This window comes from Lentzea sp. NPDC004782, from assembly GCF_040609115.1.
Classification (GTDB): Bacteria; Actinomycetota; Actinomycetes; order Mycobacteriales; family Pseudonocardiaceae; genus Lentzea.
Window position 1 is genome coordinate 90,896 of the sequence record NZ_JBEXJN010000012.1, and the last position, 22,761, is coordinate 113,656.

Annotated in this window: 25 protein-coding genes; 9 read left to right on the forward strand and 16 right to left on the reverse strand. The window is 68.1% G+C overall.

All coding sequences use genetic code 11. The features are described 5' to 3' along the window. The first annotated feature begins 4 nt into the window (after nt 1-4). From ABZV40_RS13860 to ABZV40_RS13880, 5 genes are all read left to right on the forward strand, one after another. Complete coding sequence (locus ABZV40_RS13860; protein WP_355439878.1) at nt 5-325, forward strand: bifunctional 3-phenylpropionate/cinnamic acid dioxygenase ferredoxin subunit; 321 nt, start codon at nt 5-7, stop codon at nt 323-325. Next, nucleotides 322-1,425: an FAD-dependent oxidoreductase gene (locus ABZV40_RS13865; RefSeq protein WP_355439881.1), complete on the forward strand. Its 1,104-nt coding sequence runs from the start codon at nt 322-324 to the stop codon at nt 1,423-1,425. The genes ABZV40_RS13860 and ABZV40_RS13865 overlap by 4 nt, the downstream gene beginning before the upstream one ends. A gap of 87 nt (nt 1,426-1,512) precedes the next feature. Next, nucleotides 1,513-2,943: an aldehyde dehydrogenase family protein gene (locus tag ABZV40_RS13870; protein WP_355439884.1), complete on the forward strand. Its 1,431-nt coding sequence runs from the start codon at nt 1,513-1,515 to the stop codon at nt 2,941-2,943. Then, nucleotides 2,940-4,412 (forward strand): GMC oxidoreductase, encoded by a 1,473-nt coding sequence (locus tag ABZV40_RS13875; RefSeq protein ID WP_355439887.1) that lies wholly within the window; start codon nt 2,940-2,942, stop codon nt 4,410-4,412. The genes ABZV40_RS13870 and ABZV40_RS13875 overlap by 4 nt, the downstream gene beginning before the upstream one ends. After that, nucleotides 4,412-5,875, forward strand: a complete 1,464-nt coding sequence (locus ABZV40_RS13880; RefSeq protein WP_355439889.1) for an APC family permease — start codon at nt 4,412-4,414, stop codon at nt 5,873-5,875. Before ABZV40_RS13875 ends, ABZV40_RS13880 begins: the two co-directional genes overlap by 1 nt. Here the strand turns inward: ABZV40_RS13880 and ABZV40_RS13885 are convergent. The 11 genes from ABZV40_RS13885 to ABZV40_RS13935 form a co-directional block, all read right to left on the reverse strand. Then, nucleotides 5,855-7,402, reverse strand: coding sequence for a GAF domain-containing protein (locus ABZV40_RS13885; RefSeq protein ID WP_355439892.1), 1,548 nt, complete (start codon nt 7,400-7,402; stop codon nt 5,855-5,857). The two genes, ABZV40_RS13880 and ABZV40_RS13885, sit on opposite strands and share 21 nt — an antisense overlap. Beyond that, nucleotides 7,399-8,697 (reverse strand): MFS transporter, encoded by a 1,299-nt coding sequence (locus tag ABZV40_RS13890; RefSeq protein ID WP_355439895.1) that lies wholly within the window; start codon nt 8,695-8,697, stop codon nt 7,399-7,401. The genes ABZV40_RS13885 and ABZV40_RS13890 overlap by 4 nt, the downstream gene beginning before the upstream one ends. Nucleotides 8,698-8,707: 10 nt before the next feature. Next, complete coding sequence (locus ABZV40_RS13895; RefSeq protein WP_355439898.1) at nt 8,708-9,439, reverse strand: 3-hydroxybutyrate dehydrogenase; 732 nt, start codon at nt 9,437-9,439, stop codon at nt 8,708-8,710. A gap of 291 nt (nt 9,440-9,730) precedes the next feature. Then, on the reverse strand, nt 9,731-10,750 hold the full coding sequence (locus tag ABZV40_RS13900; protein WP_355439901.1) for an LCP family protein: 1,020 nt from the start codon (nt 10,748-10,750) through the stop codon (nt 9,731-9,733). A gap of 75 nt (nt 10,751-10,825) precedes the next feature. Further along, entirely contained in the window at nt 10,826-11,212 is a 387-nt protein-coding gene (locus ABZV40_RS13905; RefSeq protein WP_355439903.1) for a DUF3037 domain-containing protein, read from the reverse strand. Next, nucleotides 11,196-11,963, reverse strand: coding sequence for a HipA family kinase (locus ABZV40_RS13910; RefSeq protein ID WP_355439906.1), 768 nt, complete (start codon nt 11,961-11,963; stop codon nt 11,196-11,198). The genes ABZV40_RS13905 and ABZV40_RS13910 overlap by 17 nt, the downstream gene beginning before the upstream one ends. A gap of 10 nt (nt 11,964-11,973) precedes the next feature. Continuing rightward, the gene (locus tag ABZV40_RS13915; RefSeq protein ID WP_355439909.1) at nt 11,974-12,429 is read right to left on the reverse strand and encodes an SRPBCC family protein; all 456 of its coding nucleotides are present in this window, start codon (nt 12,427-12,429) and stop codon (nt 11,974-11,976) included. Next, entirely contained in the window at nt 12,426-12,728 is a 303-nt protein-coding gene (locus tag ABZV40_RS13920) for a metalloregulator ArsR/SmtB family transcription factor (RefSeq protein ID WP_355439913.1), read from the reverse strand. Before ABZV40_RS13920 ends, ABZV40_RS13915 begins: the two co-directional genes overlap by 4 nt. Nucleotides 12,729-12,745: 17 nt before the next feature. After that, on the reverse strand, nt 12,746-13,477 hold the full coding sequence (locus ABZV40_RS13925; protein WP_355439916.1) for an SGNH/GDSL hydrolase family protein: 732 nt from the start codon (nt 13,475-13,477) through the stop codon (nt 12,746-12,748). A 49-nt stretch (nt 13,478-13,526) separates the two neighbouring features. Continuing rightward, nucleotides 13,527-14,582, reverse strand: coding sequence for a lactonase family protein (locus ABZV40_RS13930; protein ID WP_355439918.1), 1,056 nt, complete (start codon nt 14,580-14,582; stop codon nt 13,527-13,529). Between the two features lie 145 nt (nt 14,583-14,727). Then, on the reverse strand, nt 14,728-15,558 hold the full coding sequence (locus ABZV40_RS13935) for a PPK2 family polyphosphate kinase (protein ID WP_355439920.1): 831 nt from the start codon (nt 15,556-15,558) through the stop codon (nt 14,728-14,730). A 140-nt stretch (nt 15,559-15,698) separates the two neighbouring features. On the opposite strand from ABZV40_RS13935, the gene rocD reads away from it, so the two are divergent. From rocD to ABZV40_RS13950, 3 genes are all read left to right on the forward strand, one after another. Further along, nucleotides 15,699-16,934, forward strand: coding sequence for an ornithine--oxo-acid transaminase (gene rocD / locus ABZV40_RS13940; protein ID WP_355439923.1), 1,236 nt, complete (start codon nt 15,699-15,701; stop codon nt 16,932-16,934). Between the two features lie 87 nt (nt 16,935-17,021). Continuing rightward, nucleotides 17,022-18,407 (forward strand): DUF2252 domain-containing protein, encoded by a 1,386-nt coding sequence (locus tag ABZV40_RS13945; protein WP_355439926.1) that lies wholly within the window; start codon nt 17,022-17,024, stop codon nt 18,405-18,407. Nucleotides 18,408-18,451: 44 nt separating this feature from the next. Beyond that, a complete protein-coding gene (locus tag ABZV40_RS13950; protein WP_355439929.1) occupies nt 18,452-18,856 on the forward strand; it encodes a GNAT family N-acetyltransferase in 405 nt (134 codons plus the stop codon). A gap of 97 nt (nt 18,857-18,953) precedes the next feature. On the opposite strand, the gene ABZV40_RS13955 is transcribed toward ABZV40_RS13950, so the two are convergent. From ABZV40_RS13955 to ABZV40_RS13975, 5 genes are read right to left on the reverse strand one after another with little or no spacing between them, the layout of a single operon-like run. After that, on the reverse strand, nt 18,954-19,373 hold the full coding sequence (locus ABZV40_RS13955) for a helix-turn-helix transcriptional regulator (protein ID WP_355439932.1): 420 nt from the start codon (nt 19,371-19,373) through the stop codon (nt 18,954-18,956). Nucleotides 19,374-19,384: 11 nt separating this feature from the next. Next, complete coding sequence (locus tag ABZV40_RS13960; protein WP_355439935.1) at nt 19,385-19,612, reverse strand: DUF1737 domain-containing protein; 228 nt, start codon at nt 19,610-19,612, stop codon at nt 19,385-19,387. An 11-nt stretch (nt 19,613-19,623) separates the two neighbouring features. Continuing rightward, nucleotides 19,624-21,219 carry an ATP-binding cassette domain-containing protein gene (locus ABZV40_RS13965; protein WP_355439938.1) on the reverse strand — a complete coding sequence of 532 codons (1,596 nt, stop codon included), beginning with the start codon at nt 21,217-21,219 and terminating at the stop codon, nt 19,624-19,626. A 49-nt stretch (nt 21,220-21,268) separates the two neighbouring features. Continuing rightward, entirely contained in the window at nt 21,269-21,514 is a 246-nt protein-coding gene (locus tag ABZV40_RS13970; protein WP_355439940.1) for a DUF3040 domain-containing protein, read from the reverse strand. A gap of 29 nt (nt 21,515-21,543) precedes the next feature. Then, the gene (locus tag ABZV40_RS13975) at nt 21,544-21,753 is read right to left on the reverse strand and encodes a hypothetical protein (protein WP_355439943.1); all 210 of its coding nucleotides are present in this window, start codon (nt 21,751-21,753) and stop codon (nt 21,544-21,546) included. A gap of 58 nt (nt 21,754-21,811) precedes the next feature. Between ABZV40_RS13975 and ABZV40_RS13980 the strand changes: the two genes are divergently transcribed. Further along, entirely contained in the window at nt 21,812-22,732 is a 921-nt protein-coding gene (locus ABZV40_RS13980) for a LysR substrate-binding domain-containing protein (protein WP_355439945.1), read from the forward strand. The last annotated feature ends 29 nt before the right edge of the window (nt 22,733-22,761 follow it).

Genomic DNA, 22,761 nt, shown 5'->3' on the forward strand with positions numbered 1-22,761 from the left:
GACGATGATCCGCGCTTGCGCTCTCACGGACCTGCCCCCAGGAGAGGCGGTGCGCGTCGTCGGCCCTCATGCGCCGATCGCGGTGTTCAACTCCGACGGCGTCCTGTACGCCATCGACGACACCTGCACCCACCAGGACGCGTCCCTCAGCGAGGGCTGGCTGGAGGGCTGCTTCGTCGAATGCCCGCTGCACGCCGCGAGCTTCGACCTTCGCACCGGCGAGCCGACTTGTCTGCCCGCCAAAAGACCGGTGAAGACCTATCCCGTGGTTGTGAAAGATGGAGAGGTCTATGTCGATGCCGAGGTGAACAAGGACGTGGCGTGAGGACGATCGCGATCATCGGCGCTTCGCTCGCCGGTTTGAGGTCGGCGCAGGCACTGCGCCAGCAGGGGTTCGACGGACGGATCGTCATCGTCGGCGACGAGGTGCATCTTCCGTACGACCGACCCCCTCTCTCGAAGGACTTCCTGCTCGGCAAGGTCGAGGCGGTGCCGCTCGCCGACCAGGAGGACCTCGACGCGATCGACGCCGAGTGGCGCCTGGGCGTCCGGGCCACCGGACTGCTCTCCACCCAGGAGGTCGCGCTCAGCGACGGCACGACGGTCGAGACCGACGGACTGGTCATCGCGACCGGCGGCATCCCCCGGGCAATATCCAATGCACAGGTCCTGCGCACGCTCGACGACGCCGTCAAGCTCCGCGACGCGCTCACCAACGTGAACAGCGTCGGCATCATCGGCGCCGGCTTCATCGGCGCGGAGATCGCGTCGAGCGCGCGCTCTCTGGGCAAGGAAGTCACCGTCGTCGAGGCCCTTCCCACGCCACTCACGCGTGTTCTGGGCGCGGAGATGGGCGCCGCGTGTGGACAACTGCACGGCGACCATGGATCAACGTTGATTACGGGAGTCAATGTTGATTCGGTCAACATTGACGGCGGAATCAACCTCGCAGATGGACGCAAGGTTGACGCGGACGTCGTCGTCGCCGGCATCGGCACCCGACCGGCCATCGACTGGCTCGCGGGTGGACCCGTCAAGGTCGACAACGGCGTCGTGTGCGACGCGGGCGGCGTCACGAACGTGAAGAACATCGTGGCCGTCGGCGACGTCGCGAACTGCGCCGGACACCGCGCCGAGCACTGGACGTCCGCAACCGAACAGGCGCAAATCGCCACCCGCAACTTGCTCGCGGGCGAGACCGTCGCGACGCACACCAACGGCGGTTACGTCTGGTCCGACCAGTACGGGGTCAGGATCCAGTTCATCGGACGGGCGACGAACGACGTCCGCGTCGAAGACGGGTCCATTGAGGACCGCAAGTTCGTCGCGACCTATCGAGACGCCGCCAACCCGGACGACGTCGTCGGCATCGTGGCCATGAGCAATGCTCGGCTTTTCACGCGACTGCGCAGGAATTTGAAGTAGAGACGGTCGTCACGGTTTAACCGCCACCGGCGACCGGCTATACCCCAGTGTCCTACTTGGACATACGAACAGGGAGGCGTGTCGCCGGTGCGGCAGATCATCAACCCCTTCGACCAGAGTGTTCTCACCGAGGTGGAGGACCAAACCCGCGAACAGGCGATCTCGGCGATCGCGAAGGCCCGCGACGCCTTCGACCACGGCGACTGGCAGCACGCGAGCCCCGAGCACCGCGCCGCCGTGCTGAACCGGGTCGCGGACCTGCTGGAACGCGACAAGGAGGACATCGCCCGCACCGAGACGCTCGACACCGGCAAGACGCTGGTCGAGAGCCGCATCGACGTGGACGACGTCGTCGCCGTGTTCCGCTACTACGGCGGTCTGGCCGGCCTGCTGCACCCGAAGGTCGTCCACGGCACCCCCGCGGACGTCATCAGCCGCATCGACTACGAACCGGTCGGCGTCTGCGGCCTGATCGCGCCGTGGAACTACCCGCTGCTGCAGATCTCCTGGAAGATCGCCCCGGCCCTGCTCGCCGGCAACACGCTGGTGGCGAAGCCGAGCGAGATCACGCCGCTCACCACCATCAAGCTCTTCGAACTGCTGCAGGAAGCCGGACTGCCCGACGGTGTGGCGAACCTCGTGCTCGGCACCGGCCCCGAGGTCGGCGCGCCGCTGAGCGAGCACCCTGACGTGGACCTGGTCTCGTTCACCGGCAGTCTCGCCACCGGGCAGCGGATCATGGCGAGCGCGGCCAAGACGGTGAAGAAGGTCGCGCTCGAACTCGGTGGCAAGAACCCGAACATCGTCTTCGCGGACGCCGACCTCGACACCGCGGTCGACTACGCGCTCACCGCCGCGTTCTTCCACGCCGGTCAGGTCTGCTCGTCCGGCACGAGGCTCATCGTGCACACGGACATCTACGACGACTTCGTGAACGAGGTCGCCCGCCGCGCCGATCTCATCAAGCTGGGCAACGGTTTCGACTCCGACACCGAGTCCGGGCCGCTCGTGTCCGCCGAGCACCGCGCCAAGGTCGAGGGCTACGTCGCGATCGCCGAGCAGGAAGGCGCCACCCTCAAGGCGGGCGGCAGGCGGCCGGAGGAACCCGAGCTGCAGAACGGTTTCTTCTTCCGCCCCACGGTCTACGCGGACTGCACCCGCACGATGAAGCTCGTCCAGGACGAGACGTTCGGCCCGATCATCACCGCCGAGCGGTTCGAGACCGAGGACGAGGCCACGTTCCTCGGCAACGACACCGACTACGGCCTCGCGGGCGGGGTGTGGAGCCAGGACCTCGACAAGGCCCAGCGCGTGGCGAAGAAGCTGCGCCACGGCACGGTCTGGATCAACGAGTTCGGCCCCTACCTGCCGCAGGCCGAATGGGGCGGCTTCAAGCGGTCCGGCGTCGGCCGTGAGCTCGGCACCGCGGGCCTGCACGAGTACACCGAGCCCAAGCACGTCTACCAGAACCTCAAGCCACAAGCCCAGAACTGGTTCGCGCGAAAGGACGACAAGTGACCGCACATGACTACGTGATCGTCGGCGGCGGTACGGCGGGCTGCGTGCTCGCGGCAAGACTGACTGAAGACGAGAACGTGACAGTCGCGGTCATCGAGGGCGGCCCGTCCGACGTCGGCGACGAGAAGATCCTCAACCTGCGCAACTGGATCAACCTGCTGGAGACCGAGTACGACTACGACTACCCCACGGTCGAGCAGCCGCGCGGCAACTCGCACATCCGGCACAGCCGCGCGAAGGTGCTCGGCGGGTGTTCCAGCCACAACACGCTGATCTGCTTCAACCCGCTGCCGCAGGACTTCGACGACTGGGGCCACGGCTGGACGTGGGACGCGATCGGCCCGTACTACGACAGGGTCGCGCTCAACATCATCCCGGTCGAGGGGAAGGACCGGAACCCGATCGCCAGGGACTTCGTGACAGCCGCCCGGCAGGCCACGGGCGTCCCGGAGATCGACGACTTCAACGCCAAGCCCTTCGAGGACGGCGTCGGCTTCTTCTCGATCGCCTACCACCCGGAGAAGAACAACCAGCGGTCGAGCGCCAGCACCGCCTACCTGCACCCGATCCTGGACAGCCGCAAGAACCTCACGCTGCTGCTCAACACCTGGGCGAGCAGGATCGAGTTCGACGGCAGCCGCGCGATCGGCGTGCACACCGACAAGGGCTACGTCGAGGCGAACAAAGAGGTTCTGCTCTGCGCGGGCGCCATCGACACCCCGCGGCTGATGATGCTGAGCGGCATCGGTGACGCAGAGCACCTCACGAGCATCGGCATCGAGGTCAGGCACGACCTGCCCGGCGTCGGCGAGAACCTGCTCGACCACCCGGAGTCGGTCATCGTCTGGGAGACCACGAAACCGTTGCCGCCCAACTCGGTCATGGACTCCGACGCGGGCCTGTTCATCCGCCGCGACCCCTCCGACCCGCGGCCGGACCTGATGTTCCACTTCTACCAGATCCCGTTCACCACCAACACGGAACGCCTCGGCTATCCGACGGTGGAGCACGGGGTCTGCATGACGCCGAACATCCCGAGGCCGCACAGCAAGGGCAAGCTGTGGCTGAAGTCCAACGATCCCAGCGAGAAGCCCGCGCTGGACTTCGGCTACTTCACCAACCCCGACGGCTACGACGAGCAGACCCTGGTCGACGGCTTCAAGATCGCCCGCAGGATCGCCGAGCAGGAACCGCTGAAGTCGTGGCTCAAGCGGGAGATCGCGCCCGGCCCGGACGTCACGAGCGACGAGGCGCTGTCCGAGTACGGGCGCAGGGCCGCCCACACCGTCTACCACCCGGCCGGCACGTGCGCGATCGGATCCGTCGTGGACGGTGACCTGAAAGTCATCGGACTCGAGGGCCTGCGGGTCGTCGACGCGTCCGTGTTCCCCACCATGCCGACCGTGAACCCGATGGTCACGGTTCTCATGATTGGAGAACGCGCCGCCGACCTGATCAAGGAGGCGTGATGACAGCGACGCTCGACGAGGCGGACAGGCTCAAGGACCTCGGCTACACGTCGGAGTTCAAGCGGGACATGAGCCCGTGGGCGAACTTCTCGCTCGGCTTCACCTACCTCTCCCCCGTGGTCAGCACGTACACGTTGTTCGGCACCGCCCTCGCCCTGGGCGGCCCGCCGATGATCTGGAGCTTCGTCGTCGCGGGCGTCGGCCAGTTCCTGGTCGCGCTCGTGTTCGGCGAGCTCGTCGCGCAGTACCCGGTCGCGGGCGGCGTGTACCCGTGGGCTCGCCGCCTGTGGGGCAAGCGCTGGGCGTGGATGACCGGCTGGGTGTACATGATCGCCCTGCTGGTCACCATCGCGTCCGTCAGCTACGGCGCGGGCCCTTATCTGGCAACGCTTCTCGGCTACACCGCCACCGTCGGCAACACCGTGCTGTGCGCGATCGCGATCGTCGTGGTCTCCACACTGATCAACTACGCGGGTACGAAAGTTCTCAGCTGGGCCGCCATCTTCGGGTTCGCCGCGGAGATCGTCGGCGCGCTCGTGGTCGGCATCTGGCTGCTGGTCGAGCACCGCGTGCACGGCCTGGGCGTGCTGTTCGACAACTTCGGAGCGGGCGGGCCGGGCAGCTACCTGCCCGCGTTCTTCGCGGCGGGCATCATCGGCCTGTACCAGTACTACGGCTTCGAAGCCTGCGGTGACACCGCGGAAGAGGTCAAGGACCCCGGCCGCGTCATCCCGAAGGCCATGCGCCGCACCATCTACATCGGCGGCGCGGCGGCGACGTTCGCGTGCCTGTCGCTGCTGCTCGCGGTGCCGGACTTCGGCAAGGTCATCAGCGGCGAGGACGCCGACCCCGTCACGCACGTCCTGACGAACGCGTTCGGCCCCGTCGGCTACAAGATCGTGATCGCGGTCGTGCTGATCTCGTTCCTGTCCTGCACGATGTCGCTGCAGGCGGCGGCGTCCCGGCTGACCTACTCCTACGCCCGTGACAAGATGCTGTTCGGGCACAGGGTGCTCGCGAAGTTCGACCAGAAGCGGCACATCCCGCCGTACGCGCTCGCGCTCGCCGGCGTCGTCCCGATCGTCATCGTGTTCGCGTCGATGCTGTCCACGAACGCGCTGGACAAGATCGTGTCGTTCGCGACGCTCGGCATCTACCTGGGCTTCCAGATGGTCGTGTTCGCGGCGCTGCGGGCCCGCCTCAAGGGCTGGACGCCGTCGGGCGAGTTCACGCTCGGCCGCTGGGGACTGATCATCAACGTCCTCGCGCTCGCGTACGGCGTCGCGGCGATGGTCAACATGGTGTGGCCGCGCACCCCGGACGCGCCCTGGTACGACAGCTACGTCGTGATCCTCAGCGGCGCGCTCGTGGTCGGCATCGGCCTGGTGTACATGGCGATCGCCAAGCCGTTCGGCAACTCCGACGCACCGGCGGGAGACGCGCTAGCCCAGCAGGCGAAGTAGGCGCAACGCGAGCTGCACCTCCAGCACCCGGTCCGGCGACTGCCAGTCGCCGAGCAACGACGACACCCGGTCGAGCCGTTGCGTGACCGTGTTGACGTGGAGGTGCAGCTCCGCCTTGGCCTTGCTCAGGTTCGCACCGCACCGGAAGTACGCCTCCAGCGTGTGCACCAGTTCTGTGCCGCGCTCGGAGTCGTAGTCCAGAACAGGGCCCAGCACCGACCGCACGTACCCGGAGACGTCCGCGCGATCACCCAGCAGCACCCCGACGAACCCCAGGTCGTCCAGCGTGGCCGCGTCCTTCTCCCGCCCCAGCTGCCGCAACGCCTTCAGGCACCGCCGCGCCTCCTCGTAGGCCGCCGCGATCGCCACCGGTCCGGCCACCGGCCCGCACGCCCCGACCGTGGCGTCCAACGCCTTGGCCACCTCACGAGCGACGTCCGTGGAGGCAGAAGGCAACGCCAGCACGACGTCCCGTCCGCGCGACCCGGCGAGTCCTCTGTGGACCGACGCGTAGTGCGTCGCCCCGGACAGGTTCCCGTCGGCCACCAGCACCACGTGCGGCTCGGTCAGCTCGACACCGATCCGCCGCGCCCGCGCCAGCAGTCCGGCGGGGTCCCGCCCGTCCAGGATGTCGGTGATCAGCTCACCGCGGACCTTGTTCTCCGCCTCGGCCACGGTTCTGCGCAACAGCAGCAACAACGCCGTCACGGCCGCCGACCGCTCGAAGACCCGCCGGTCGGCGTCAGACAGGTCCGGCCGCCCGGACAACGCGAGCCCGCCCAGCAGCTCCGAGCCGGCCAGCACCGCGCACACCCACACGCCGTCGAGCAGCACAGCTCGCCCGTTGGCCCGCACCGCCGGCGACGGCACGGACTCCAGCACCTCCACCGGCCCGCGGAGCAACTCGCCGACGGCCGCCGCCACCTCGGCCGACGACCCACCGCGCAGCACGAGGTCGGTGAGCCGGTCGTGCGCCTCCTCGGCGCGTTTCATGGCCTCGTTGTGCGACTGGATCGTGGCGAACAACGAGGCCGTGTCGATCGCGATGGCCGCGTGGTCGGCCAACGACTGCAGCAACGCCACTTCTTCGGCGGGGAACTCGCGCGAGGTCCGGTCGGCCGCGTACAGCACGCCGATGACCTTCGAGTCGAGCTTCAGCGGGACGCCCAGGATCGCCACCAGGCCCTCGTCCCGCACGGCGGAGTCGATCGGCCGGGTGTGGTTGAAGCGGGCGTCCGCGAAGTAGTCGGAGGTCGCGTACGGGCTCGCGGTCTGCGCCACCAGCCCGCCCAGCCCCTCGCCGAGCCCCAGCCGCACCTTCTGGAACAGCGGCGAGAACGACCCGTCCGTCACCCGCATGTAGGTGCCGGCCGGGTCGTTCATCGACAGGTACGACACGTCGGTGCCGAGCAGCGTCCGCGCCCGCCGCACGATCGAGCGGAGCACCGCGTCCGGGTCGCGCATGCCCGCGAGCTCGGACGCGGTCTCGAACAACGCCGCCAGTTCGGCTTCACGTCGCCGTGTCACACCCCAACCCTGTCACGTTCCTCCAGATCCGCACCACGGGTCTCCCGCGCCAGAGCGATCGCCGCCACCGTGATCACGCACGTGATCACCACGTACACCGCGATGGGCACCGACGACTTGTACGCCTGCAGCAACGCCGTCGCGATCAGCGGGGCCAGCGCACCGGCCACGATCGACGCCAGCTGGTAGCCGACCGACGCGCCCGAGTACCGCACCCGCGTGCCGAACAGCTCGGAGAAGAACGCCGCCTGCGGCCCGTACATCGCGCCGTGCAGCACGAGCCCGACCGTGGTGGCCACCATGATCAGCACGGGGTTCTTCGTGTTGAGCAACGCGAAGAACGCGAAGATCCACAGGGCCATGCCGACCGCGCCGACGAGGTAGACAGACCGCCGCCCGAACCGGTCCGACAGGTGACCCCACACCGGGATCGCCACCAGGTGCACGGCCGAGGCGACCAGCACCGCGTTGAGCCCCACCGACTTCGACAGCCCGAGCCCGGTCACCACGTAGACCAGGATGAACGCCGTGATCACGTAGTAGGACACGTTCTCGGCGAACCGCGCGCCCATCGCGATGAGGACCTCACGCCAGTTGTGCTTCAGCAGTTCCAGCGCGGGCGCCTTCTCCAGCTTCGGCGCCTTCTCCTGCGCCAGCCTTTCCCGGGCTGCCAGGAACACCGGCGACTCCGAGACGGAAAGCCGGATCCACAGCCCGATCACGACCAGCACACCCGAGAGCAGGAACGGGATCCGCCAGCCCCACGCGAGGAAGTCCGCGTCCGACTGCACCGCCGCCAGAACGGCCAGCACCGCGGTGGCCAGCAGGTTCCCGCACGGCACACCGGCCTGCGGCCACGACGCCCAGAACCCGCGCCGCGCCGAGTCGCCGTGCTCCGACACGATCAGCACGGCCCCGCCCCACTCACCGCCCAGCGCGAAGCCCTGGATCAGCCGCAGCAACGTGAGCAGCAACGGCGCCAGCACACCCACCGACGCGTACGTCGGCAGCACGCCCATCAGCATCGTCGCGCCACCCATCAGCAGCAACGACAGCACCAGCAACTTCTTGCGCCCCAGCCGATCGCCGAAGTGGCCGAACACCAGACCGCCCAACGGCCGCGCCAGGAAGCCGATCGCGTACGTCGTGAAGGCCAACAGCGTCCCGTTCAGCGGATCCGCGGTCGGGAAGAACAGCTTGTTGAACACCAAGGCCGCAGCCGACCCGTAGAGGAAGAAGTCGTACCACTCGACCGTTGTCCCGATGAGCGACGCGCCTACCACTTTTTTGATCATCGACAACTCCTCATTGAGCTGACCAGCCGCCGTCGACGGCCAACGACGTACCGGTGACAAAACTGTTGTCGCACAACCACAGCACGGCGTCCGCGACCTCGGAAGGCTCAATCAGCCGTTTGATGGCACTGCGCTGCAGGAAGATCCGCCCGGAGACCTCGGACTCGGGGATGCCGTGCACCCGCGCCTGGTCCGCGATCTGCTTCTCCACCAACGGAGTCCGCACGTACCCCGGCGCCACGCAGTTCGACGTCACGCCGTGCGGAGCGCCCTCCAGAGCCGCGACCTTCGAGAACCCCTCAAGGCCGTGCTTCGCGGCGACGTAGGCGGATTTGAAGGCGGAGGCACGAAGGCCGTGCACGCTGGAGATGTGCACCAGCCGGCCCCAGCCGTGCGAGTACATGTGCGGCAGCACGTGCCGGGTCAACCGGAACGCGGCTCCGAGCATCAGTTCGAGCATCGAGGAGAACCGCGCGACCGGGAACTCGTGGATCGGTGCGACGTGCTGGACGCCTGCGTTGTTGACCAGCACGTCGATCTCGGCGGGCAACGCGTCCACCGCTGAGGTCAGGTCGAGAACGTGCCCGACCCCGCCGATCTCGGAGGCGAGGTCCCGCACGCCCTCGTCGAGGTCGACCAGATGAACCTTCGCGCCCGCGGCCGCCAGCGCGCGGGCGCAGGCCAGGCCGATGCCGCTCGCGGCTCCGGTGACCAGCGCGGTGTGACCCGTGACACTCGACATGACCGGAACGGTAGGCGTCACCGGGCGTGATCAATATGTGCTCAACCCACATAATGCCTGGTCACCAGGTGGATTTAGCCAACATTTAGCGTCTCGGCGGCATAGGACGAGAGACCAACGGGTACAGAGGCGTAAGCTCCCGTCACCTGAACGGGGGAAGATCCAGAAACAGGGGGCTAGACCATGTCAGCGACACCGATTTACGACGACCTCCTGCGCGAGCTCGAGGAGATCGCACAGGAGGCCGGGTTGACCAGCTCGGAGCCTGCTTCCGAGCCCGCCGAGCAGTAGCTACTTCGGGGGAGCGATCAGCTCGGCCGGCACCGGCTGGTCCTTGCTGATCAGGTCGAAGAGCTGCGAGGCCTTCTCCTTGTTCCACTGCACGACCGACTGGCCACCGATGTTCGGGGTACCGCTGATCGGCACCGTGCCGGAGGTCGCGTCGCTGATGTTCAGCGCGACGCTCGCCAGGTTCCACACGTGGTCGCCCTCGTTGACCGTCACCGAGTCGGACGCCGCGTTCATGAGCGGCAGCATGCGGAACGGGTTCGCGAGCGTGGCCGGGCTCTTCACCTTCTCGAACAACGCTGACAGGAACTTGCGCTGGTTCTGCACGCGCTGCAGGTCGGAGGTCGCGAACGTGTAGCGGGTCCGCACGAACCCGAGCGCCTTCGGGCCGTCGAGCTCCTGACAGCCCGCGGGCAGGTCGATGCCGGCCATCGGGTCCTTGATCGCCTGGTCGAGGCAGATGTCGACACCACCCACCGCGTCGACGATGTTCGAGAACCCACCGAAGCCGATCTCCATGTAGTGGTCGATCCGCACGCCGGTGGCGCCCTCGATGGTCTTGACGAGCAGCTGCGGGCCGCCGATCGCGAAGGAAGCGTTGATCTTGTTGCGGCCGTTGCCCTCGATCGCCACGTACGAGTCGCGCGGGATCGACAGCAGCACCGGCTTGGCGGCGCTGTTGTCCGGCAGGTGCAGCAACATGATGCTGTCGGTGCGGCTGCCTGCCGCGTCACCGGTGGCGAGCTTGTCCTTCTGCTCCTGCGTCAGTCCATCGCGCGAGTCGGAACCGACGAGCAGCCACGTGGTGCCCGGCGTCTCGGCGGGACGGCCCTGGTAGTCCGGCAGCGCGTCGATCCGCTTCAGCGTCGAGTCGACGTAGAAACCGAATCCGAGTGCAGCCAGCACCAGGACCAGCAACAGCACCAGAATGACGCGTCCGGGACGCCTCTTCTTCTTCACCGGCCGCTGCGGCGGCATGGGACGCCGCGGCTGCTGGTAGCCGTGGTGATACCCAGCGCTCATGTGTCGCCAACCCCGATCGCGTCAGTTTCGCTTTGCACCTAGGGACGCGAGGCGCCCGTTCAGGTTGCGACGAACCTACCGGGGCGGCAGCACCAGCGCTTCGAAAAGCCGCGTGACCTCGGCCGACGGGTCGTCGGTGAACCCGGTGTGCGCGGGCGAGGTCTGCACGATCGTGCTGCGCGGCGCGGTCAGCCAGCGGAACCGCTGCCCGATCGTGGTCCTGCTGACCGGGCCGGCCTCTGGCGTGCCGTCGCACGAGTTCGTGAGGTGCTTCAGCGACGTCTCCAGCATCTCGACGTCCAGCCGCGGGTCCAGCGCCCGCAGCCGGTCACCGTCCACATAGGTCTTCGCGCACAGGAAGTCCAGATCGCGGCAGTAGACGATGACGCCGACGTTCATGAACTCGCCGCGCTCCTGCCGCGGGACCGCCCGCAGCAGCGCGTACTCAAACACGTGCGGCACGCGCGGCCTCCAGCGAGTCGACCCAGCCGCGGTGGGCGAGGCGGTAGGTGAAGAAGTCCTTGTAACGCTGCCGCAGTTCTACCGGATCCCCCTCCAGCCACTCGTCCGGGACCAGGGCGAGCACCTCGTCGAGCAGCTCGGGCGTGATCTTCCCGGCCAGCTCCGCATCCACTTCGGACAACGAGCCCGCGTTCGGCAGCATCGCGTGGTCCGACGCGTCGTACTTGAACTCCTTGGTGGCCGGGCGATCTTCGCTCCAGGAGTGGTGGAAGTACAGCGCGGCACCGTGGTCGATCAGCCACGCGTCCCGGTGCCACAGCAGCATGTTCGGGTTGCGCCAGCTGCGGTCCACGTTGAGCACCAACGCGTCCAGCCACAGCAGCTTCGTCGCGAGCTCGACGCCGGGGTCGCGCACGACCGGGTTGAAGTCGAACGAGCCGGGCAGGTAGTCGAGACCGAGGTTGAGGCCGCCGCTGGCGCGCAGCAGCTCCTGGACCTCCTGGTCCGGTTCCGCGCGTGCGAGCTCTGGGTCGAGGTGCACCAGCACGATCTCGGGTATGCGGAAGCCCAGCCGCCGCGCCAGCTCGCCGACGACGATCTCGGCGACCAGCACCTTCACGCCCTGTCCGGCGCCGCGGAACTTCACCACGTACATACCCAGGTCGTCGGCCTCGACCAGCCCCGGCATGGAACCGCCCTCGCGGAACGGCGTCACGTACCGGGTGGCCGTGACCTCCCTCAGAAGACTCACCCGCGCATGATCACACGAACGCTTGCCGGAAGCCGAGCAGAATTCCGCCCCAGCCGCCCTCGCCGCTGACGCCGTCGCGCACCCGCTCCGGCTTGGTGAAGTGCCGCTCGAACCCGCGATGCACCAGCTCAACGCGCGTGCCGTCACCCTCGGCGGTGAAGGTGATCTCCACTTCGGACGCGCGCGCCGGGTCCGGGTCGTAGGCCCAGTCACCGTCGAGGTGCCAGGCCAGCAGCAACCGCGCGGGCGGCTCCCAGACCTTCACCGCACCCCACTCGCACTCGGCGCCGTCCACCCCGATCTCGTACCAGCGCCCGCCTTCGCGCGGCTCGACGACGACGTCCTTCAGGTCCGCCTCGCCGATGTGGTGCCCCGCAGGCCACCACGTCACGAACTTCTCCGTGAACACCTTGAACGCGTGGTCCGTCGAAGCGTTGACCAGCACGGACTTCCGGACTTCCGTCATGTCTCCTCCACCACCGCAGCGAAGTTCGCGAGCGCCTGACCCCAGACGTCGTCGAGGTAGTCGCGCATCGCGGCCACCCCGACGTGGTCGACCGAGTACCGCCGGCGAGTGCCCTGCGCCTCGACGCGGACCAGCCGTGCCTGCTTGAGCACCTTGAGGTGCTGCGACACGGCGGGCCGCGACACGGGCAGCTCGGCGGCGATCTCCCCCACCGCCCGCGGCCCGGCCGCGAGCAGCGTGAAGATCTCGCGGCGCGTCGGGTCGCCGAGCGCCGCGAACGCCACTTGGTAAGTCTCCACGAACGGTAAGTCTGAACTTACGGAACGGCGGCTGTCAACGCCTCGAAGTAAGCCGCCTGACCCGCCTTGTTCGGGTGGTAGGAGTCCTCGGTCGGGTTGACCAGCGCGTTGATCCACGGCTCGTCCGCGCAGACACCGTGGTCCGCAAACGCTTCCCTGACGTCGACGTAGCGCGCACCAGCCCGGGAAGCGGCCGCCGAGATCACGCCGGACACCTCGTCAGCCGCGTCGTCGAGCGCCTCCCGCTTCCGCTTGGACAGCGTGCGGCAGCCGTCGTCCGGCGTGAACAGCCGCGGATAGCCGAGGACGACCAGCTGAGCCGAAGGCGCGGCGTCCCTGATCGCGGCGTAGGTGGCGTCGAGCCGCGCGGGCAGCTGGTCGCGGGCGAACGCCCTGGCCTTGCCGACCCGGTTCTCGCACGCCTTGTCACCCTTGAGCGTGCAGGTCGTCATCACGTCGACGAACCCGAGGTCGTTGCCGCCGACGGTGATCGTGACCAGCGTCGTGGCGGGCGTCAGCGCCTTCAGCTGCGGCTTGAGCGACTTCGTGGTCGCGCCGCTGCACGCCACGAACTTGAACGACGGGAAGTCCTTGCCCCGCAACGCCGGGTAGGCGTTGGCGCTGCGCCGGCACGAGCTGTCCACATAGGAACCAGCGCCCGCGCCGGCCGCGTAGGAGTCGCCGAGTGCGACGTACTCCGGCGCGATCGGCGCGGGCACCATCAGAGCTGCTGCCAGTACTCCAGCCATAAGACCCATGGGCACGGAGTACCACTGTGGACGGTCGACCAGAAGTGCGTTAACCCAGACGTGTGGGCAGCACGCAGACCGGGATCGCGGTCTGCAGCGGCGTCCCGGACGGCGTCAGCGCGCCGGTCGCCCGGTCCACCGCGAACGACGTCACGTTGTTCGAGTTCTGGTTGGCCGCGAACAGCAACGTCCCCGACGGGTCCAGCGTGATGTGCCGCGGGTACTTGCCGCCGACCGGCGTGTGCCCGACCAGCGCCAGTTCAGCGCCGTCGACCGCGAAGTGCGCGACGCTGTCGTGCCCGCGGTTGGACAGGTAGACGTGCTTGCCGTCGGCCGACACCAGCACCTCGGCCGGGTAGTTGCGCACTCCCGAAGCGGGCGCCGTCTTGAGCACCTGGCCCGGTGTGAGCTTCCCGTCGGCGTACGCGCAGGCGACGATCGTCGAGTCCAGCTCGTTCGCGACGTAGGCCGCGTGACCGTTGGGGTGGAACGCGATGTGCCGCGGCCCGGCGCCCGGCTTGAACTTCGCCGTCGAGACGAGCTTGAGCTGACCGCCGGCGAACGAGTACACGAACACCGCGTCGGCACCGAGGTCGACCGCGAGCGCGTACCGCCCGGCCTGGTCGAACACGACGTGGTGCGCGTGCGGGCCCTCCTGGCGCTCCGGATCGGGCCCGGACCCCTTGTGCTGCACCTTCTGCGTGCGCGCGCCGAGGCTGCCGTCCGGCTTGACGGGGAAGACGCTCAACGACCCGGACGAGTAGTCCGCGGTGATCAGGAACTTCCCGGACGGGTCGAGCGTGAGGTGGCACGGGTCGGCGCCGCCGGTCGGCTGCTTGTTCAGCACCTTGAGCGACCGCGCGTCGATCGCGGTGACCTCGCCCTTGGTGATCTCGTTGACCGCGTACAGGAACCGGCCGTCGCGCGACTCGATCACGAACGACGGGTTGACCACGCCCGCGATCACGCCGGTGCTCTTCAGCTGGCCGTTGGCCGGGTCGTAGGTGCCGATGCCGATGCCCTTGGCGCCACCGCTCCACGTCGTGTACGCGCCGAAGAAGACTCTCTTGGTGGCAGGTGCCGCCTCCGCGGTTCCTCCGGTCATCAGCAGTCCAGCTCCCACACCCATGGCTCCGAGAAAACGTCGCCGGTCCACACGCACGTCCGCACCTCCGGGATACTCAACGGCGGCGCAGCCCACAGTGGCCTAGACCGTTACAGTCAGGCAATAGGTGCAATGAAGATTGCGTCTAGCGCAATGGATCGTTCGAGATCAACCGGGCTTTCTCGGCCTCGATGTCGTAGGCGGGCGGCGGGAACTTCGGGTCCATCTCGCGCATGGTCTCCAGCAGCAACTGACTGACCGCCCAGTTGCGGTACCACTTGCGGTCGGCGGGAATCGCGTACCACGGCGTGTCCTGGCAGTTCTGCAACGCCTGTGTGTACGCGTCCTGGTACCTGGACCACTTCGCCCGCACGTCGATGTCCGCCGGGTTGTACTTCCAGTGCTTGCGCGGGTCGTCCAAACGGGCAAGCAGACGTTCCTTCTGCACCTCCGGAGAGATGTGCAGGAAGCACTTGATCACCGTGGTGCCGCCGTCCGCGAGCTCCCGCTCGAACGCGTTGATCTCCTTGTAGCGCGCTTTGATCTCCGCGGCGCTGAGCAGACGCTCGACCTTGGGCACGAGAACGTCCTCGTAGTGGGAGCGGTCGAACGCGCCGATGTGCCCCTTCGCGGGCAGGACCTTCCTGATGCGCCACAGGAAGTGCTGGCGCCGTTCGGCGGGAGTCGGCTTCTTGAACGACGCGATGCGCACGGCCTGCGGGTTCACCAGGCCGACGACGTGCCTGACCACGCCGCCCTTGCCCGAGGTGTCCATGCCTTGCAGCACGAGCAGCACCGCGCGAGAGTTCTCGGCGTACAACGCCTCCTGAAGGTCGTCGAGCTCGGCCCCGGTGGCGGCGAGGTCGTCGGCCGCCTCCTTCTTGTTCTTGGGGCCGATCGGACGACCGGCCGGGTCGAGGGTGGAGAGATCCACCTCATCGAGTCGCAGGGCTTCACGAACCGACTTCTTCGCCATGAGCGGAGCGTATCGATGAACCGTTGAGTACGCCTGTTGCGCAATATTCAGCCACTGTTCGGTGAATTTACGCAACGAACTGAGGTCAGGCGCAACGCTTGGCGGCTGAAATCGCTTGTCCAGGCCCCTAGCCTTGGAGGATGACCGCCATCGCTGAGCACCAGACCACCACCAGCGCTGACTACGTAGCTCTCGACGAGGAATGGAGCACCCACAACTACCACCCGCTGCCGGTGGTCATCTCGCACGGCGAGGGAGCGTGGGTCACCGACGTCGAAGGCCGCCGCTACCTGGACTTCCTGTCCGGCTACTCGTCGCTCAACTTCGGCCACCGCCACCCCGCCCTGGTGGCCGCCGCAGTCGAGCAGCTCGGCCGCGTCACGCTGACCAGCCGCGCGTTCCACCACGACCAGTTCGGCCTGTTCTGCCGTGAGCTCGCTTCCCTGACCGGCACCGAGATGGTGCTCGCGATGAACTCCGGCGCCGAGGCCGTCGAGTCCGCGATCAAGGTCGCCCGCAAGTGGGCCTACCAGGTCAAGGGCGTGCCGGAGGGCACGGCCGAGATCATCGTGGCCGGGTCGAACTTCCACGGCCGCACCACGACCATCGTCTCGTTCTCGACCGACGAGACCGCGCGCAACGACTTCGGCCCGTTCACGCCCGGCTTCAAGGTCGTCAAGTACGGCAACCTCGACGAGGTCGAGTCCGCGATCACGCCCCGCACCGCGGCCGTGCTGATCGAGCCGATCCAGGGCGAGGCCGGCGTCGTCGTGCCGCCCGCCGGGTACCTGGCCGGGATCCGCCGCCTGTGCGACGAGCACAACGTGCTGATGATCGCCGACGAGATCCAGTCCGGGCTCGGCCGCACCGGCGAGCTGTTCGCGCTGGACCACGAGGGCATCCGCGCCGACCTCTACACGCTCGGCAAGGCGCTCGGCGGCGGCATCCTGCCGGTGTCCGCGGTGGTCGGTTCGCGTGCGGTGCTGGGCGTGCTGAAGCCCGGCGAGCACGGGTCGACGTTCGGCGGCAACCCGCTCGCGTGCGCCGTCGGCCGCGCGGTCGTGCGGCTGCTGGAGACCGGGGAGTTCCAGGAGCGCTCGCGCGAGATGGGCGCCTATCTGCACGCCGAGCTGGGCAAGCTGGTCGGCCACGGCATCGCCGAGGTGCGCGGCCGCGGCCTGTGGGCCGGTGTCGAGATCGCGCCGGGCGGACCCGTCGGCCGTGCCGCGTCCGAGGCGCTGGCCGCGCGCGGGGTGCTGTGCAAGGAGACGCAGGCGACCACGTTGCGCGTCGCTCCCCCGCTGGTGATCACCCGGGACGAGGTCGACCTGGGCGTGCGCGCAATCGCCGAGGTCGTTCGTCCCGATTTGGGGTGATTTCGTTCCTCGATGAAGGGCTCCTTCTTACACCTGAGGTGGATGAAGGAGCCCTTCATCGTTTTCACGTGAGGCATGATTACCCGTATGGGTGAGAGGGTGCGCACTGAGGCCGCTGCCGCGCTGGGCAAGTGGGTCGAGCCGGAAGAGGTCTACGCGACCGGCCGGGCATTGCGGTCCACTGTGGACTTCAAGGCGCACCGCACGGTCTCGCTGGCGCCCTCGCGGCCGTCCGTGCTGGAGTTCGTGAACGCCAGCAACGAGGGACGGCTGGAGCACCTCATCCCGTTGCGGGTCGGCCGGATGCTCGCCAACCCGTTCGCGTTCTTCCGCGGCGCCGCCGGGCTGCAGGCGGGCGACCTCGCCGCCGGGTGCGCGACCGGCCTGCACGCCCAGCTGTGCGGTGACGCGCACGCGGCGAACTTCGGGTTGTTCGGCACGCCCGAGGGTGAGATCGTCATGGACATCAACGACTTCGACGAGACCGTGCCCGGCCCGTGGGAGTGGGACCTCAAGCGGCTCGTGGCGTCGCTGGTGCTGGCGGGCCGGGTCGGCGGGGTGTCGGACAAGGGCTGCCGCGAGGCCGCGGAGGACGCCGTCAAGGCCTACCGCGCCGTGATCAAGCAGCTCGCCGGGATGCCGTTCCTGGACTCGTGGACCGCACTCGGCGACGAGTCGACGCTGTCGAAGGTGAAGGCCGGCGACCTGGTCGACGACTTCTTCAAGGCCGCCGAGAAGTCGCGCAAGAACACCAGCGCCCGCTTTGCCGCGAAGTGGACCGCGCACGACGGCGAGAGATGGCGGTTCATCACGAACCCGCCGACGCTCACCGACGTCACGCAGGAGACCAAGGACGCCGTGATCGCCGCACTGCCGTCCTACGTGGACACTCTGCGCGAGTCGCGGCGGATCCTGATCATGCGCTACGGCGTGTCGGACGTGGCGTTCCGCGTCGTCGGCACCGGCAGCGTCGGCCTGCGCAACTACCTGATCCTGTTGCACGGCAACGGCACCGAGGCATTGGTGCTGCAGGCCAAGGAAGCCCGGCCGTCGGCGCTGCAGCCGTTCCTGGACGTCGAGCCCGCCAAGCACGAGGGCAAGCGGATCGTGCACGGCGCCCGGCTCGTGCAGGCGGAGTCCGACATCCTGCTGGGCTGGACCACGATCGAGGGCCGCCCGTTCATCGTGCGGCAGTTCCGCAACCGCAAGGGCGAGATCGACGCGACCGCGCTGAAGCGCGACGACCTCGACGACTACGGCCGCCTCGCGGGCGCCCTGCTGGCCCGCGCGCACACGCGTTCGCTCGACCCGAGGCTGCTGGCCGGGTACTTCCAGAACGGCGGCGGCGAGGACCTCGACGAGGCCTTCACCAAGTACGCGTTCGACTACGCCGACCAGACCGAGGCCGACCACGCCGAACTGGTGAAGCTCGTCAAGAACGGGAAGCTGCCCGCCCTCGTCGAGGACCGCTGACGCGCCTTCGGGCCTGGACCGAAAAGTTCACATAGCCTGGCGAGATGAAGATCCGCCGCGCCGCCTCCCCCGACGACGTGTTCGCCGCCGCGCACCTGTTCGACGCGCCGCCGCTGCCGGACGCGACGTCCCGGTTCCTGGCGCAGGATCACCACCACCTGCTGATCGCCTACGTGGACAGCCGGCCCGCCGGGTTCGTGTCCGGTGTGGAGACCACCCACCCGGACAAGGGCACCGAGATGTTCCTCTACGAGCTCGGCGTGGACGACGCGTTCCTGCGCCGCGGCATCGGCACCGCCCTGGTGGAGGCTCTGAAAGCCCTTGCCGCGGAACGGGGTTGCTACGCCATGTGGACCGGCACCGCCGCGGGCGACGCGGCCGCCCAGGCCACCTACCGCAAGGCGGGCGGGTCGATCGACGAGGGCGCGTTCGTCAGCTGGGAGCTTTGACCTGGCCGACGAGCGCCTGCCAGGCCTGGGCGGAGAACGTGAGAACAGCACCCGCACAGTGAACTCGCCGTTGGCCTTGCCACCGCTGCGGTTGCTCTCAGGCCAGCTCGGCTCGCAGGCCGCGAGGATCGCTCACGTACTCCGCCGGCCTCTTCCGGGACCGTTCCTCATCCCAGGCGACAGCATCCAAACGCTCGAAGATCCTCCTGGTCCGCTCGACAGCGGCGGGGTCCTGGGCGAACACCATGGCCAAGGTGAAGCACAGGTCGAAGGCGTGCTTGTAAAGGCGCTTGAAGTCCTCGAGGAAGTCGATGTCCTTCCCGCACGCCGTGAAGAGCTGCGCGAGGTCGATCTCGCTGGCGCGGGCACGGCCGTGCTCGATGTTGGGCACCTTGCTCGGATCCCATCCGAGCTTCCTGGCCAATTTGCGGCCGTTCAAGCCTGTGCAGGTCTCACGCAACCGGCGCAGTTCGTCACCGAGGTCCCGGCTGTACGCGGTGGAGCTGAACGCGGTCATAGCCTTCGACGCTATTGCTTGGAGTCACTCCCAGCATCCCGCTCGTTCGGGTGAAAACGCACTCCCTGCCACAGCACCGCCTGGGCGACGATCACGCGCTCGCCGTCGAAGGTCACCGCGGGGCCTTCGTGCAGGCGATAGCCCAGCGCGATGGCCTCGCTGACCCGGCGGCAGAACGCCTCGTCGTCGGGACCGGTCAGGACTCGATAGATCGGCAGGCCGTCCGGAGGTGTGCTCATGCCACAGGACCCTACGTCCAGACCGGTTCGTCCACTTCGGACACCAGGCCGTCGGCGCGGAAGTGCAGGAACCGGTCGAACGACTTGGCGAACCACCGGTCGTGCGTCACCGCGACGACCGTGCCCTCGAAGTCGTTCAACGCGTTCTGCAGCGCCTCCGCCGACGCCAGGTCGAGGTTGTCCGTCGGTTCGTCGAGGAGCAGCAGGGTGGCACCGGACAGCTCCAGCAGCAGGATCTGGAACCGTGCCTGCTGGCCTCCCGACAGGTTCTCGAAGCGCTGGTCACCGGCCTTGTCGAGTCCGTAGCGCTTCAACACCGACATGGCGGCGCCGCGATCGCGTCCGGACCGTTGGTCGTCCCCGTGCCAGAGGATGTCCACGAGAGTGCGGCCGACCCACTCGGGGTGCTCGTGCGTCTGCGCGAACAGGCCCGGCACGACCCGTGCACCGAGCTTCCAGGAGCCGGTCGTGCGCACCGGGTCGCCGCCGAGCAGGCGCAGGAAGTGGCTCTTGCCCGAGCCGTTCGACCCCAGCACCGCGACCCGGTCACCGAAGAAGATCTCCTGCGAGAACGGCTTCATCAGGCCCGTCAGCTCCAGCTCCGAGCACGTGATCGCGCGAATGCCTGTGCGGCCGCCTTTGAGCCGTGGGCTGACGGTCTCGTCCTGAGGGATCTCCGGTGGTGGTCCGGCTTCCTCGAACCGTTCGAGGCGCCCACACATGACGCGGTACTTGGGTGCCATCGACTCGTAGTACTTCGCCTGCTGCTGCAACGTGCGCACGAGCTCTTTGAGTCGCTCGTGTTCCTCGTTCCAACGGCGGTGATCTTCTTTGAGCTTCTCGATGCGCTTGTGGCGGGCGGCGTGCCAGGTCGCGAACGAACCCGGATGCGTCCACGCGGAGTGCGCCTCGACGGTGACGACGTGGGTGGCGGCGTTGGCCAGCAGTTCGCGGTCGTGGCTGACGACGAGCACGGCCTTGTCGGTGGCCTTCAGCCGGTCTTCCAGCCAGCGCTTGCCGGTGACGTCGAGGTAGTTGTCGGGCTCGTCGAGCAGCAGGACCTGCTCGTGGCCGCGCAGCAACGTTTCCAGGACCAGGCGTTTCTGTTCGCCGCCGGACAGCGTGCGCACCGAACGGAACCGTGCGCGGTCATAGGGCAGACCCAACGCGGCGACGGTGACGGTGTCCCAGAGGACCTCGATGTCGTACCCGCCGGCCTCGCCATAGGTGGTCAACGCGTTGGCGTAACGCATCTGGGCGGCTTCGTCGTCGGTGTCCATCAACGCGAGCTCGGCGTCGTCGAGCTCTTGAGCGGCGGCGCGCAACGCCGGGGGCGCGACGGAGAGCAGCAGGTCGCGGACCAGCGACTCGTCGCGGACCGAGCCGATGAACTGCGGCATGACCGCGAGGCCGCCCTGCACGTGCAGGCTGCCCTGCTTCGGGGTGAGCTCACCGGACAGGATGCGTTGCAGGGTCGTCTTGCCGACGCCGTTCGCCCCGACCAGCGCGACGACCCAACCGCCGCTCACCTTGAACGAGACGTCGTGGAACAGCTCCCTGCCGTCCGGCAGGACGTGCGCCAGCCCGTTCGCTTCCAGATGACCCACGCCGGAGATGGTCTGCGCCGGCGGGTCGTGAACGCCAGCGAGTTTCCGGCTACCGGAGACGGATCGGGTATCTGCGCAGCACCAGCGCACTGGCCGTGACCAGCAGGCACTGGAACGCCGGACCGAGCGCGCCGATCACCGTCAGCAGCACGGTGAGGCCGCCGAAGACGAGCAGCAGGGAGTAGAACAACCACGGCCGAACCGGGCGGCTCATGGTCCGGGCGAGTCTCGGTTCCTCGGCGAGCAACCGCTGCTCGATCTCCGCGAGCGAGCGGCGTTCGGCTTCACTCAGCATGGGTGCCTCCGGAAGACGTCGGGACGTCATCATTCCCGCTCGTCACCCAGTGGATACTCGAACGCCGCCGTAGTCAAACTCGGCGGCACCGGTTCAGTCGTACTGCCGCGCATGTCTGGGGGATTTTCGAAGAAGCTCGCGCCGAGACCCGACGCACAGCAGCAGGGCTCGCCGTGCTGGGGGTGATCGGCGGTCTGGAGCTGGTCGCCCACGAGGGCGAGCCCGGCGACGTACCGCACCGTCTCGAAGCTATATCAAGAGGACTATCGCGCCTAAGGTCAGTATTGACATGCGGTTATGTCCGGGAAGGTATGGCGTGCAGTGGACCTGAACTCGCTCAGGCAGTTCCTCGTGGTGGCGCGGCTGGAACATCTCAGCCACGCGGCCGACGAGCTGCGCGTCGCCCAGCCGTCGCTGAGCCGCACGATCGCCCGGCTGGAGAGCGAGCTCCGCACGCCGCTGTTCGATCGAGCCGGGCGGCTCCGGCTGAACGACACCGGAAAGCTCTTCCGCGACTACGTCGAACGCGCGCTCGGCGAACTGGACGCAGGTCGGCGGGCCGTCGCCGAGGCCGTCAGCGGGAGCTCCGGCACCGTGCGGCTGGCCTCGGAGACCTTCCTGACCTTCATCGGGCCACTCGCGGCCTTCAAGCAGGCTCATCCCGGCGTCGAAGTCGAACTTCGCCAGACACCCGCCGCGGAGATGGCCCGCCGCCTCCTGGCGCACGACGTCGACCTCTGCGTCGCCTCCCAGCCGATCCACACCGACGGGCTGGAAGCCGTCCCGCTGCTGGACGAGGCGATGTGGCTGGCCACTCCGCTCGATCACCCGCTGGCGGGCCGAACCTCGGTGACCATCGAAGAACTCGCCGACGAACCCTTCATCGCCGCCGGCAAGGGGCACTGGCATCGCCGGCTGCTCGATCGGCTCTTCGCGGCCCGCGGCCTCACTCCGAAGATCGTCTGCGAGGGCGACGAGCTGAGCGCCATCGCGGAACTCATCAAGGCGGGCCTCGGCGTCGGCCTCGTCCCCGACCTCGCCAAACGCTCGACCCCCAGCACCTCGGCCGCTTTGGTCGCCGTCGACGCCCCGGACTGCCGCCGCACGCTCACCCTCTACTGGGGCACCGGCGACCACCTCTCGGCCGCCGCCCGCAGGTTGCGCGACACGATCATCGGCTGGGACTGGACGTATACCGCCACGGCTATAACGTCATAGCGATATTGGTCTTAGTCAAAATAACCTCA

What these genes read in the sequence shown, in the direction of transcription:
- ABZV40_RS13860 (WP_355439878.1), top strand. Translation starts at nt 5, where the DNA reads ATGATCCGCGCTTGCGCTCTCACGGACCTGCCCCCAGGAGAGGCGGTG.
- ABZV40_RS13880 (WP_355439889.1), top strand. Translation starts at nt 4,412, where the DNA reads ATGACAGCGACGCTCGACGAGGCGGACAGGCTCAAGGACCTCGGCTAC.
- ABZV40_RS13890 (WP_355439895.1), bottom strand. Translation starts at nt 8,697, where the DNA reads ATGATCAAAAAAGTGGTAGGCGCGTCGCTCATCGGGACAACGGTCGAG.
- ABZV40_RS13895 (WP_355439898.1), bottom strand. Translation starts at nt 9,439, where the DNA reads ATGTCGAGTGTCACGGGTCACACCGCGCTGGTCACCGGAGCCGCGAGC.
- ABZV40_RS13900 (WP_355439901.1), bottom strand. Translation starts at nt 10,750, where the DNA reads ATGAGCGCTGGGTATCACCACGGCTACCAGCAGCCGCGGCGTCCCATG.
- ABZV40_RS13915 (WP_355439909.1), bottom strand. Translation starts at nt 12,429, where the DNA reads ATGACGGAAGTCCGGAAGTCCGTGCTGGTCAACGCTTCGACGGACCAC.
- ABZV40_RS13925 (WP_355439916.1), bottom strand. Translation starts at nt 13,477, where the DNA reads ATGGCTGGAGTACTGGCAGCAGCTCTGATGGTGCCCGCGCCGATCGCG.
- ABZV40_RS13930 (WP_355439918.1), bottom strand. Translation starts at nt 14,582, where the DNA reads ATGACCGGAGGAACCGCGGAGGCGGCACCTGCCACCAAGAGAGTCTTC.
- ABZV40_RS13935 (WP_355439920.1), bottom strand. Translation starts at nt 15,558, where the DNA reads ATGGCGAAGAAGTCGGTTCGTGAAGCCCTGCGACTCGATGAGGTGGAT.
- rocD (WP_355439923.1), top strand. Translation starts at nt 15,699, where the DNA reads ATGACCGCCATCGCTGAGCACCAGACCACCACCAGCGCTGACTACGTA.
- ABZV40_RS13945 (WP_355439926.1), top strand. Translation starts at nt 17,022, where the DNA reads ATGGGTGAGAGGGTGCGCACTGAGGCCGCTGCCGCGCTGGGCAAGTGG.
- ABZV40_RS13950 (WP_355439929.1), top strand. Translation starts at nt 18,452, where the DNA reads ATGAAGATCCGCCGCGCCGCCTCCCCCGACGACGTGTTCGCCGCCGCG.
- ABZV40_RS13955 (WP_355439932.1), bottom strand. Translation starts at nt 19,373, where the DNA reads ATGACCGCGTTCAGCTCCACCGCGTACAGCCGGGACCTCGGTGACGAA.
- ABZV40_RS13960 (WP_355439935.1), bottom strand. Translation starts at nt 19,612, where the DNA reads ATGAGCACACCTCCGGACGGCCTGCCGATCTATCGAGTCCTGACCGGT.
- ABZV40_RS13970 (WP_355439940.1), bottom strand. Translation starts at nt 21,514, where the DNA reads ATGCTGAGTGAAGCCGAACGCCGCTCGCTCGCGGAGATCGAGCAGCGG.
- ABZV40_RS13980 (WP_355439945.1), top strand. Translation starts at nt 21,812, where the DNA reads ATGTCCGGGAAGGTATGGCGTGCAGTGGACCTGAACTCGCTCAGGCAG.